The organism is Shouchella miscanthi (assembly GCF_007725405.1).
In the GTDB taxonomy this organism is placed as follows: Bacteria; Bacillota; Bacilli; order Bacillales; family Bacillaceae_D; genus Shouchella; species Shouchella hunanensis.
Genome location: NZ_CP042163.1, coordinates 151635 through 162583, shown reverse-complemented (window position 1 = coordinate 162583; position 10949 = coordinate 151635). Strand labels below are relative to the sequence as shown.

The following is a 10949-nucleotide window of genomic DNA, read 5'->3' as shown; positions in this document are numbered from 1 at the left end:
AAATGATAGTCAAACAGATTGATCCTAATGTCTTACATGATCCAACATAAAAATGTTAGACTATACAAAACGAACAAAAAGCTTTATAGTATGAAAATCAGAAACATTTTTCATATAAAATATACGCATTGCACTAGCATAACCAAAAATGAACCGTTTCAATCATTGAGCGTTCTCTCATGAATTTGGAAACGGCATTTTAGGCAGTTATACGCATTAAATAATAATAGCATAGAGAAAAAAACAAGTCAATTTTTTCTTGCAAAAAAGATGAAATACCCCTTATCCTTTGCCTTCACTTCAACTGACTCTTCTCCAAACAAATCTTCTAACTTTTTTTTCGTCGATGGCGCTCCTTGCTTCTTTTGGATCACGACCCAAAGCTCTCCTCCTGGAAGCAACCTCTCATACGCATCTTCATAGATTTCATGAACAGTCTCTTTACCAGCTCGTATAGGCGGGTTCGTCACCACTGAAGCAAATACGTCCGAATCTCGTAACTCATTCACACCATTCTCGTAACAACGAATGTCACAGTTCGTTACACCATTCGCTGTTGCGTTTTTTTCCGCGAGTGTGCATGCGCGCTCATTCACATCCATCATGACAACGGAACGATCTCGATATTCTTTAGCAAGAGCTAACCCAATAGGGCCATAACCACAACCAACATCAAGAATACTTCCATCGATTTCTGGTGCCTGAAAGGTTTCAATCAAGAGCCTGCTACCAAAATCTACTTCACCTTTTGAAAAGACACCCCTATCGGTAGTAAACGAAAATTGATGCCCTCTTAACGTATAACGCCACGTTCGCTCTTCGCTTTTAGCATTTGGTGAATGGGAATAATAATGGTCACTCAACAGAATCCCTCCTTTACTTTATGGGAAAAGAAGGTCCGTGGAAACGTTCCACGGACCTTCTTTCTATTGTTAAGCGAAATTACTTAACTTCTACGCTAGCGCCAGCTTCTTCAAGCTTGCCTTTCATTTCTTCAGCGTCTTCTTTAGAAACGCCTTCTTTGATTGGAGCTGGAGCACCATCAACTAGTGCTTTCGCTTCTTTAAGTCCAAGACCAGTGATTTCACGAACCACTTTAATTACGCCGATTTTAGATGAACCAGCAGATTCTAGAACTACATCAAATTCAGTTTGCTCAGCTGCTGCTTCTCCGCCACCTGCTGCTACTGCTACTGGAGCTGCTGCTGTTACACCAAACTCCTCTTCGATTGCTTTTACAAGGTCATTTAGCTCAAGAACTGTCATTTCTTTGATCGCTTCAATGATTTGATCTTTACTCATTGTAAATCCTCCTAATTCGATATCCGTTATAGTTTAGGCGGTTAACTTACGCGCCTTGTTCTTCTTTTTGTTCTGCAACTGCTTTTGTAGCAAGCGCGAACTGACGTACCGGTGCTTGAAGCACGTTTGCAAGCATTGAAAGTAAACCGTCACGAGATGGAAGCTCAGCTAATGCTTTCACATCTGCCGCTGTTGCAACTTCACCTTCGATTACACCTGTTTTAATTTCAAGCGCTTCGTTCTTCTTCGCAAATTCATTAAGAACTTTAGCTGGAGCGATAACATCTTCTGCACCAAATGCGATTGCAGTTGGTCCAACAAGGTGCTCATCAAGTCCAGAAAGGCCTGTCTCAGCTGTAGCACGACGTACAAGTGTGTTTTTGTAAACTTTATACTCAACACCTGCTTCACGTAGTTGCTTACGAAGCTCTGTTACTTGCGCAACATTAAGACCACGATAGTCAACAACAATCGTTGACTTGCTGTCTTTTAGCTTTCCAGCAATTTCAGCTACAACTTGTTGTTTTTGCTCGATAATACTGCTCATAGTTACACCTCCTGTAAAACGAATTGCATACCGCTCGGCTCATATAGAAAGCCCTCGCGTTCGACACACGAGGGCAATTCACTCTAAATTACAAGAGATCTATTTGCTCACCTCGGTAGGATATTTAAGCGAACACGCTCCTACTGTCTACGGCATGACTATTTTAATCACAAGATAAAACTTACCACAACGTTACAACCCATGTCAAATGGAATTATTTAGAGTAAGCTGAAGTAACAACGCGGACACCAGGGCCCATTGTTGAAGCTACTGCAATGTTCTTAACATATGTTCCTTTTGCTGCAGCAGGCTTTACTTTGTGAAGTGTTTCAATGATTGTTTTGAAGTTATCCGTAAGCTTCGCTGAGTCAAAAGAAACTTTACCAATTGGTACATGGATGTTTCCTGACTTATCAACGCGGTATTCTACCTTACCAGCTTTGATTTCTTCAACAGCTTTTGTTACATCAAACGTAACAGTTCCTGTTTTCGGGTTCGGCATAAGACCTTTTGGTCCAAGCACACGACCAAGGCGACCAACTTGAGCCATCATGTCTGGAGTTGCAACGATTACATCAAAGTCAAACCAACCTTGATTGATTTTATTAATTAAATCATCTTCTCCAACGAAGTCTGCTCCAGCTGCTTCAGCTTCTTTCGCTTTTTCACCTTTAGCAAATACAAGAACGCGTTGCGTTTTACCAGTTCCGTGTGGAAGCACAACTGCTCCACGGATTTGCTGGTCTGCTTTTTTAGGGTCAACGCCAAGACGAACAGCAACTTCTACTGTTTCATCAAACTTAGCGATAGATGTTTTTTTCACTAATTCAATAGCTTCTTCTGCTTGGTATGACGCATCGCGATCAACAAGCTTCAAAGCGTCTGTATATTTCTTACCTTTTTTAGCCATTCTATTTCCTCCTCGTATGTGGTTTTAACGGAAAGTCCTCCCACTATTTGAAAGGCTGCGACCCATATGTTGAGCGCAACCTCTCAGCAAACGAACCAATTAGTCTTCAATCACAATACCCATGCTGCGGGCAGTACCCTCAACCATGCGCATAGCCGCTTCAACAGAAGCCGCATTTAAATCAGGCATTTTTGTTTCAGCGATTTCTTTTACTTTATCGCGTTTTACCGTCGCAACTTTGTTACGGTTAGGCTCACCAGAACCTGATTCGATTCCTGCTGCTTTCTTCAAAAGAACTGCAGCTGGTGGCGTTTTTGTGATAAATGTAAAAGAACGGTCTTCAAATACAGTAATTTCTACTGGAATGATAAGACCTGCTTGGTCTGCTGTACGAGCATTAAATTCTTTACAGAATCCCATGATATTTACACCTGCTTGACCTAGTGCTGGTCCAACTGGTGGTGCCGGATTGGCTTTACCTGCAGGGATTTGTAGCTTAACCATTTTAATTACCTTTTTAGCCACGTGACATACCTCCTTAAGTCCGTGATGTGGTTACCCGGATATGTCAAATTTCATATCCTCCCACTCAAAAAGACGGATGCAAAAACATCCGACTGTAAAGTATTCTGTCATACTAAACATTAAGATTCTATCACTTAAAAAACAATGGCGCAAGTTTTTTTAAGAAATCTTTTCAACTTGCGCAAATTCTAATTCAATTGGCGTTTCTCTACCGAACATGTTTACATGAACTTTTAGCTTCTGTTTATCTAGCTGAATCTCTTCAATCGTACCGACAAAGTCTGCAAATGGACCTGTTTTCACTTTAACAGACTCTTTAATTTCAAAGTCCACTTCCATAAGCTGTTCTTCTACGCCCATTTGTTTAAGGATGCGATCAACTTCATCCGGCATAAGCGCTGTCGGTTTAGAACCTGCACCTGCTGATCCAACAAATCCGGTTACCCCTGGTGTGTTACGTACAACATACCATGAATCATCAGTCATAACCATTTCCACTAATACGTATCCAGGGAAGACTTTCTTTGTTACTTGCTTTGTTTTCCCGTTTTTCGTTTCCGTTTCTTCTTCAACCGGAACGAGCACGCGGAAAATGTGATCTGTCATTTCCATCGATTCCACACGTTTTTCTAGATTTGCTTTTACTTTATTTTCATAACCTGAATACGTGTGTACTACAAACCAATTCTTTTCCATTTTTCAGGACAGCTGTCCTTCCCTCCTTTTAATCCAACTCAACCTTGCCTACTGTAAAAATCGTAATAAAAACGAAATGGCTTCGTCCACTAGGAAAAAGAAACCAACCATAATTGCGAGCGTTGCTAGTACAACTAATGTATATCGCGTAAGTTCTTTTCTTGTTGGCCATGAGACTCGCTTCATTTCTTTGCCTACATTACGAAGAAACGCCACAGGACCTTTTCTTTCATCAGCCATCTTGCTAGGAGCACCTCCATTAATCTCGATATCTCGAAAAAGAAACGTCCGTAAAGACGTTTACTGAACTAGTTATTTTGTTTCCAAATGGAGCGTATGTTCATTGCATCGTTTGCAAAATTTCTTCATTTCTAATCGGGTGTGCGTATTATTATCCGCTGGGTACGAGTAATTTCTCCCTTGGCAACGTTCACAAGCCAATATACGTTTTTTCATATTCGTTCCACACCTCCGACGAATCCACATGCCCTTAGACTCTAGCACAGCTAGTACATAGTGTCAATCTATGGCAAAAGAAATAAAGAGCGTGACAGATGTCTACGCCCTTATTCATTATAGCATGACGCTCTTTAATTCAACATAGCGTTCTAGCTTCCGCTTTACTCGTTGCAAGGCATTATCAATTGATTTTACATGACGCTTTAGATCCACCGAAATCTCTTGATAAGTCCGACCATCTAAATAAAGCATAAGTACTTGTCGTTCTAACTCACTTAAAATCTCACTCATCTTTCCTTCAATAAACGAAAACTCTTCTCTGTTTATTAAAAGCGCTTCTGGATCAGTAATTCGATTTCCACAAATAACGTCCATTAGCGTTCGATCAGACTCTTCGTCATATAACGGCTTGTCCAATGAAACGTAAGAATTAAGTGGAATGTGTTTCTGTCTTGTTGCTGTTTTAATCGCCGTGATAATTTGTCTAGTGATACATAGCTCAGCAAAAGCCTTGAACGAAGATAGCTTGTCCCCATTAAAATCTCTCACTGCTTTATAAAGCCCAATCATTCCTTCTTGAACAATGTCTTCATGATCTGCACCAATTAGAAAATAAGATCGCGCTTTCGCCCTCACAAAATTACGGTATTTTCCAATTAAATGCTCTAATGCAAGTGTATTGCCTGTTCGAACTTCGTTAATGAGCGAATCGTCTTCCCAGTTGACAAATGGATTTTCTTGAAACCTTACTGTGACTTCTTCTACTAGACCTGCACCCAAACTAATCACTCCTCGCGATTGCATAGACATAATGTTGTGAAAAGTTATACACATTATATAGCACATTTTTCTAGCAGGTCAACAGCTTATTTGTCTCCTCGACGCCATTTTTCAAAAATTTCAGCAACTTCCTCTGATAAGCTAATTTTCGACGATTCCTGCACTAATTTTGTCTTTTGTACCATCTTGTCGATTCTTTTTGATGCAAGTTCTGTTTCCATCAAAAGTTCATTTGCTGATTTGCGCAACGCCCCACTACCGAAAATAACAGACTGCTCCGCCATGTCAGAAGTAGCTACATAAATCGTCCGGTCGATTCTTTTTAATTCCCGCGCTAGCTTTTCAATCCGTTCGTCTGCCGTTTCTTTATTCTTTGTATATAGTACATCCACTCTATGGGTATGATAAGCCTTCCCAATACCAGACACCATGTGTGCATCAAAGATGACTTTCACGTTAAAGCCAGTATAAGCTGCATATTCAGCGAGCATATCAACAAGCTTGTCCCTTGCTTGCCCTAAGTCCTTTTCTTTAAGACGTTGCAATACGGGCCACGCACCGATCATGTTGTAGCCATCAACGAGCAGAATGTTCATCTTAGTTTAGTCCTTTTCGTTTCCTGAACACTTCATACATTAATAAACTTGCAGCAACTGAAGCATTAAGTGACGTCACCTGACCGACCATAGGGATTTGCAACAGAAAGTCACACTTCTCTTTAACCAATCGGCTAATTCCTTTTCCTTCACTGCCAATAACAAGACCTAGTGGCATATCAAAAGAACCTTGATGATAATCTTGTTCACCTTTTGCATCGGTACCCGCAAACCATAAGCCGCGCTTCTTTAAATCGTCCATCGTTCTTCGAATATTTGTCACACGTACAACTGGAATATACTCAATGGCACCCGTTGAAGACTTCGCAACTGTTTGCGTAAGGCCAACTGCACGTCGCTTCGGGATGATAATGCCGTGTGCCCCGACGGCGTCCGCTGTTCGCATGATAGAACCTAGGTTATGTGGGTCTTCAATTTCATCAAGGATAAGAAAGAACGGTTCTTCATCTTTCTCTTTCGCTTTCTCAAACAAATCGTCTATTTCAGCATAACGATAGGCTGCAATTGAAGCCACAACGCCTTGGTGGTTTGAATGCCCAACTAGTTGATCAAGCTTCTTTTTAGGGGCAGTTTGAACAAGAATATTCTTTTCTTTTGCTGACTGAATAATTGCTGTCATTTGTCCACGCTGAGACCCCTCACCAATCCAAACTTTATGAATCTCTCGTCCTGATTTTAATGATTCAATGACTGGATTTTTTCCTGTCACAAATTCACTCTGGGGATCATTCACTGGTTCCACTGGTTTTTGCGGTCGTTTTCGTTGATTTAATTGAGGCTTTTCTTTTTTTACGTTTGTTCGTTCTTTCTTTTTCATGAATTCTGCCCTCCTTTGTCTTTAATAATTTGAATCGATTGACTTAACAATTGTTCGAGTCGCTCTGTCTCTTCTAGTACATATAAATAGCCCAAAAGTGCTTCAAACCCTGTTGAATTTTTATACGTTGCCACATCTGTGTTTTTAGGAACTGTGTGTGATTTTGCATTTCTACCTCTTTTTATGACAGCAAAGTCTGCGTCTGTCAACAATCCCCGATTCTCTAATTCATGAAGAATATAAGACTGCGCCTTAGCGGAAACGTACGTCGTAGCTGCACGGTGCAGTTTATTCGGACGTACCGCGCCTTCCTTGAGAAGCTCAAATCGAACACGCTTCTCAAAGACGGCATCCCCCATATAGGCGAGGGCTAAACCATTCAACTGTTTCCAATCCATTTTTGATTTCACGTTATCCTCGTTTCCACCTTACACCTTGAGGCGTATCCTCTAACAAGATCTTTTTTTCTTTTAAAAGGTCACGAATCTCATCTGCACGAGCAAAATTTCTCGATTTCCGAGCTTCATCCCTTTCTTGAATGAGCGTTTCAACCTCATCATCTAACAGTTCCTCTGCTCGAGTTAGCTCCAAGCCAAGTACGTCGCTAATCTCTTCAAACAGCTGCAAAAATGCTTCCAAGACGCGCTTAGATGTTTGCGCCTCGCTCGTATAAACGTTAGCCTCTTTCGCTAGATCAAATAGGACACTTATTGCATTCGCACTATTAAAATCATCGTCCATTTCCTCTATAAATCGCTGTTTAAAGGACGCAACCTTCTCCAACCAATCACCACTTTCCCCTAAATCAACCGTTTCATTTAAGCGATGCTGGATATTTGTGACAGCATTTTTTAAGCGTTCGAGACTTGTTCCTGCACTTGTTAACAATTCATCACTAAAGTTAATGGGCGTACGATAATGAGTGGACAACATAAAGTATCGCACTACTTCTGCCGGGAATTGTTGAATGATGTCATGTGCTAGCACAAAGTTACCAAGAGATTTCGACATTTTCTCGTTATTAATGTTAACAAATCCATTATGCATCCAATAATTTGCTAATGTTTTCCCTGTTAATGCTTCAGATTGCGCAATTTCATTTTCATGGTGAGGGAACGTTAAGTCTTTCCCGCCTGCATGAATGTCGATTGTGTCACCTAAATTTTTTCGGATCATTGCTGAACATTCAATATGCCAGCCAGGGCGTCCGTTGCCCCATGGACTTTCCCAGGAAATTTCGTCAGGCTTAGCTGCTTTCCACAGAACAAAATCAACTGCATCCTCTTTACGCTCATCTACACCAATTCGAGCTCCACTCCGCAATTCATTTAACGATTGGCCTGAGAGTTTTCCATAATCATCAAACTTCCTTGTTCGAAAGTAAACATCGCCACCGGCTTCGTAAGCAAATCCTTTTTCTTCAAGCTGTCTAATAAAATCAATAATGTCATCCATTGTTTCTGTTACACGAGGATGGAGATCTGCTTTTTTCACATTCAATGCAGCAGTATCTGTATGGTACGCTTCAATAAATCGTTCTGCTACATCAAAGACTTCTTCACCAAGCTCTTGTGCAGCACGAATAATTTTATCATCAACGTCAGTGAAATTTGAAATGAACGTTACATCAAAACCACGATACGTTAAATAACGTCGGACCATATCGTACACAATTGGAGGTCTTGCATTTCCAATGTGTATAAAATTGTAAACCGTTGGTCCGCAGAAATACATCTTCACTTTTCCAGGTACCATCGGTTTAAATTCCTCTTTTTTATTCGTTAAGCTATTATAGATTCTTAACATGGTAAACTTCCTTTCCAATATCCGTTATAACTGCTTAATGAATTGAACCGTCTTTTTCCTCCGAAAGCCGTACACACTCATGCTTTAAACGCTGAATTTCTTTTTCCATTTCTGAAATACTGTCTGCAATCGGATCGGGTAATGAATGGTCTAATGTATGCGCTGAAGCAACTTTCTTTCCATTTTTAATGACGATTTTCCCTGGAATGCCCACAACCGTTGAATAGGGCGGCACTTCATTTAAAACAACCGAGCCTGCTCCGATTCGAGCTTGCTCACCAATCGTAAAGGACCCTAGCACTTTTGCTCCTGTCGCAATGAGCGCCCCGTCTTTCACTGTAGGATGCCTCTTCCCTTTTTCTTTACCTGTTCCGCCTAACGTAACACCTTGAAAAATGGTGACATCATCACCTATTTCACACGTTTCACCAATGACAACACCCATACCATGGTCAATAAAAAGTCTTTCTCCAATTTGGGCAGCAGGATGGATTTCTATACCCGTCAAAAAACGCGTAAACTGTGAAAGCAATCGAGCTAGAAAAAAACAGCCTCTTTTCCATAGTGCATGTGCGATACGGTGCCCCCAAACGGCATGCACACCTGAGTACGTAAAAATAATTTCTAATCGGTTTCTTGCTGCAGGATCTCGGTCAAACACAACATCTATGTCACTAAGCATGGTACGCATTAAACTCAAACAATTCCCCTCCTTTTTGTCACAATAAAAAAACCTCCGTACCTATAGTAGGTACAGAGGCACAAGATTGCACGGTTCCACTCTGTTTTCCAGGAGAAAAAACCTGGATCTCTCTAACCTTAACGTGGTTTGCCGCTCACTCCTACTACGCGTATGCATTCAAAGCAAGACTCCTGGGTGCATGTTCAACACATTCCTTCTAAATGACTTCCAGCCCTTGGTCATTCTCTCTGTAAAATTCCTGTGCTTACTTTTCCCAATCATCATGTATAGCCATATGTTATTGTTGGACAGCTTCTTGTAAACGACTTGTTACTACAGCTTTGCCTAACAGCTCAATCGTGTCTCCAAGCTCCGGTCCGTGGGTTTGACCGCTCACAGCCGCACGAATTGGCATAAATAATTTCTTTCCCTTTTGACCAGTTGCTTTTTGTGTCGCTTTGATCGCTTTCTTAATTTCTGGCACTGTAAATTCTTCTAACTCATCGAGCTCTTTTGCAAATTGCGCTAAGACTTCTGGTACTTGCTCTTCTGCAAGAACTGCTTTTGCGTCTTCTGTATAATCTACGTCTTTCTTGAAAAATTGTTCCGTTAGCGTGACAATTTCTGCACCGTACTGCATTTGTTCTTGATAAAGACCGATAAGACGCTTTGCCCACTCAAGACGCTCTTCACCCATGTTTTCAGATACACGACCACTTGAAATTAAGTGTGGTAGCGCCAGCTCAATTACCTTATCAAGATCTGCTTCTTTAATATATTGATTGTTCATCCACGCCAGCTTATCCGTATCAAACACTGCAGGAGCTTTTGACACTCGATCCAGTGTAAACTGCTCTTCCAATTGCTTTAATGTGAAGATCTCCTCTTCTCCTACCGGTGACCACCCTAGTAAAGCTAAGAAGTTGACAATTGCTTCTGGCATATAGCCAAGCTCCTTATACTGCTCAACAAATTGAATAATCGATTCATCACGCTTACTCATTTTCTGGCGATTCGGATTAAGGATAAGAGATGCGTGTGCAAAAGTTGGTACTTCCCAACCAAACGCTTCAAACAACAAAATTTGTCTCGGTGTATTGGATAAATGCTCTTCTCCACGAATAACGTGACTAATCTTCATGAGATGATCATCAACAACGACCGCAAAATTATACATTGGCACGCCATCTTTACGAGCAATGACGAAGTCGCCAATGCCATTCGAGTCAAACGACACTTCTTCTCGTACAGAATCGTTGAACGTGATCATCTGACCTTGTGGTACTTTAAAGCGCACAACAGGCTTGATTCCTTTCGCCTCGTATGCTTGACGCTGCTCCGCTGTTAAATCCCTATCGCGACCGCTATATTTAGGCATTTCCCCTCGTGCTTTCTGCGCTTCTCGCTCCGCTTCAAGCTCGTCTTCCGTCATATAACAATAATACGCTTTCCCCTCATCTAACAGCTGCTGAATATAGTCTTTGTACAGATGGACACGCTCCATCGACCGATAAGGACCGTATTCGCCGTGCTCTGTATCAACACTTTCATCCCACTGGATACCAAGCCACTTTAAGCTATCCATTAGTTTTTCAGTCGCCGTTTCAACATTTCTCGCTTGATCTGTATCTTCAATTCGAAGCACAAATGTCCCACCTGTATGCTTCGCCATTAAATAGTTAAACAATGCCGATCTCGCTCCACCAATATGCAAATGCCCTGTTGGACTTGGAGCAAACCGTACCCGTACTTCTTTTGCCATGTCGTTGCACTCCTCTAGCTCTTATTCTGAATCATTCTAGCATGTT

General features: G+C 41.3%; 15 protein-coding genes and 2 other annotated features. All 15 genes read right to left on the bottom strand.

Going from position 1 to position 10949, the window contains the following annotated elements; translation table 11 throughout:
* Positions 1–248 precede the first annotated feature (248 nt).
* The 15 genes from FPV17_RS00795 to gltX all read right to left on the bottom strand — a co-directional run bounded on the left by FPV17_RS00795 (position 249) and on the right by gltX (position 10903).
* A complete protein-coding gene (locus tag FPV17_RS00795; protein WP_144557431.1) occupies positions 249–863 on the bottom strand; it encodes a class I SAM-dependent methyltransferase in 615 nt (204 codons plus the stop codon).
* A 79-nt stretch (positions 864–942) separates the two neighbouring features.
* Complete coding sequence (rplL, locus tag FPV17_RS00790) at positions 943–1302, bottom strand: 50S ribosomal protein L7/L12 (RefSeq protein ID WP_035395635.1); 360 nt, start codon at positions 1300–1302, stop codon at positions 943–945.
* Between the two features lie 46 nt (positions 1303–1348).
* The gene (rplJ, locus tag FPV17_RS00785; RefSeq protein WP_060705941.1) at positions 1349–1849 is read right to left on the bottom strand and encodes a 50S ribosomal protein L10; all 501 of its coding nucleotides are present in this window, start codon (positions 1847–1849) and stop codon (positions 1349–1351) included.
* Between the two features lie 35 nt (positions 1850–1884).
* Positions 1885–2020: a sequence feature (ribosomal protein L10 leader region), on the bottom strand.
* 43 nt (positions 2021–2063) lie between these two features.
* Positions 2064–2759, bottom strand: coding sequence for a 50S ribosomal protein L1 (gene rplA / locus FPV17_RS00780; protein WP_038475767.1), 696 nt, complete (start codon positions 2757–2759; stop codon positions 2064–2066).
* A 99-nt stretch (positions 2760–2858) separates the two neighbouring features.
* Complete coding sequence (gene rplK, locus FPV17_RS00775; RefSeq protein WP_035395631.1) at positions 2859–3284, bottom strand: 50S ribosomal protein L11; 426 nt, start codon at positions 3282–3284, stop codon at positions 2859–2861.
* A 159-nt stretch (positions 3285–3443) separates the two neighbouring features.
* Positions 3444–3980, bottom strand: a complete 537-nt coding sequence (nusG, locus tag FPV17_RS00770) for a transcription termination/antitermination protein NusG (RefSeq protein WP_035395629.1) — start codon at positions 3978–3980, stop codon at positions 3444–3446.
* 48 nt (positions 3981–4028) lie between these two features.
* Entirely contained in the window at positions 4029–4220 is a 192-nt protein-coding gene (gene secE / locus FPV17_RS00765; RefSeq protein ID WP_035395626.1) for a preprotein translocase subunit SecE, read from the bottom strand.
* Between the two features lie 72 nt (positions 4221–4292).
* Entirely contained in the window at positions 4293–4436 is a 144-nt protein-coding gene (gene rpmG / locus FPV17_RS00760) for a 50S ribosomal protein L33 (protein WP_081762221.1), read from the bottom strand.
* Positions 4437–4553: 117 nt separating this feature from the next.
* The gene (gene sigH, locus FPV17_RS00755) at positions 4554–5219 is read right to left on the bottom strand and encodes an RNA polymerase sporulation sigma factor SigH (protein ID WP_035395625.1); all 666 of its coding nucleotides are present in this window, start codon (positions 5217–5219) and stop codon (positions 4554–4556) included.
* An 86-nt stretch (positions 5220–5305) separates the two neighbouring features.
* A complete protein-coding gene (locus FPV17_RS00750; protein ID WP_035395623.1) occupies positions 5306–5815 on the bottom strand; it encodes an NYN domain-containing protein in 510 nt (169 codons plus the stop codon).
* A gap of 1 nt (position 5816) precedes the next feature.
* Entirely contained in the window at positions 5817–6653 is an 837-nt protein-coding gene (gene rlmB, locus FPV17_RS00745) for a 23S rRNA (guanosine(2251)-2'-O)-methyltransferase RlmB (RefSeq protein WP_144557429.1), read from the bottom strand.
* Positions 6650–7051, bottom strand: a complete 402-nt coding sequence (locus FPV17_RS00740) for a Mini-ribonuclease 3 (RefSeq protein WP_035395714.1) — start codon at positions 7049–7051, stop codon at positions 6650–6652. The genes rlmB and FPV17_RS00740 overlap by 4 nt, the downstream gene beginning before the upstream one ends.
* A gap of 13 nt (positions 7052–7064) precedes the next feature.
* Positions 7065–8459 carry a cysteine--tRNA ligase gene (gene cysS, locus FPV17_RS00735; RefSeq protein WP_144557427.1) on the bottom strand — a complete coding sequence of 465 codons (1395 nt, stop codon included), beginning with the start codon at positions 8457–8459 and terminating at the stop codon, positions 7065–7067.
* 34 nt (positions 8460–8493) lie between these two features.
* Entirely contained in the window at positions 8494–9150 is a 657-nt protein-coding gene (gene cysE, locus FPV17_RS00730; RefSeq protein ID WP_035395713.1) for a serine O-acetyltransferase, read from the bottom strand.
* Positions 9151–9211: 61 nt separating this feature from the next.
* Positions 9212–9432, bottom strand: a binding site (T-box leader).
* 7 nt (positions 9433–9439) lie between these two features.
* Positions 9440–10903, bottom strand: a complete 1464-nt coding sequence (gene gltX, locus FPV17_RS00725; RefSeq protein WP_035395619.1) for a glutamate--tRNA ligase — start codon at positions 10901–10903, stop codon at positions 9440–9442.
* Positions 10904–10949: the final 46 nt, after the last annotated feature.

What these genes read in the sequence shown, in the direction of transcription:
- rplL (WP_035395635.1), bottom strand. Translation starts at nt 1,302, where the DNA reads ATGAGTAAAGATCAAATCATTGAAGCGATCAAAGAAATGACAGTTCTT.
- rplJ (WP_060705941.1), bottom strand. Translation starts at nt 1,849, where the DNA reads ATGAGCAGTATTATCGAGCAAAAACAACAAGTTGTAGCTGAAATTGCT.
- rplA (WP_038475767.1), bottom strand. Translation starts at nt 2,759, where the DNA reads ATGGCTAAAAAAGGTAAGAAATATACAGACGCTTTGAAGCTTGTTGAT.
- nusG (WP_035395629.1), bottom strand. Translation starts at nt 3,980, where the DNA reads ATGGAAAAGAATTGGTTTGTAGTACACACGTATTCAGGTTATGAAAAT.
- secE (WP_035395626.1), bottom strand. Translation starts at nt 4,220, where the DNA reads ATGGCTGATGAAAGAAAAGGTCCTGTGGCGTTTCTTCGTAATGTAGGC.
- rpmG (WP_081762221.1), bottom strand. Translation starts at nt 4,436, where the DNA reads ATGAAAAAACGTATATTGGCTTGTGAACGTTGCCAAGGGAGAAATTAC.
- FPV17_RS00750 (WP_035395623.1), bottom strand. Translation starts at nt 5,815, where the DNA reads ATGAACATTCTGCTCGTTGATGGCTACAACATGATCGGTGCGTGGCCC.
- rlmB (WP_144557429.1), bottom strand. Translation starts at nt 6,653, where the DNA reads ATGAAAAAGAAAGAACGAACAAACGTAAAAAAAGAAAAGCCTCAATTA.
- FPV17_RS00740 (WP_035395714.1), bottom strand. Translation starts at nt 7,051, where the DNA reads ATGGATTGGAAACAGTTGAATGGTTTAGCCCTCGCCTATATGGGGGAT.
- cysS (WP_144557427.1), bottom strand. Translation starts at nt 8,459, where the DNA reads ATGTTAAGAATCTATAATAGCTTAACGAATAAAAAAGAGGAATTTAAA.
- cysE (WP_035395713.1), bottom strand. Translation starts at nt 9,150, where the DNA reads ATGCGTACCATGCTTAGTGACATAGATGTTGTGTTTGACCGAGATCCT.
- gltX (WP_035395619.1), bottom strand. Translation starts at nt 10,903, where the DNA reads ATGGCAAAAGAAGTACGGGTACGGTTTGCTCCAAGTCCAACAGGGCAT.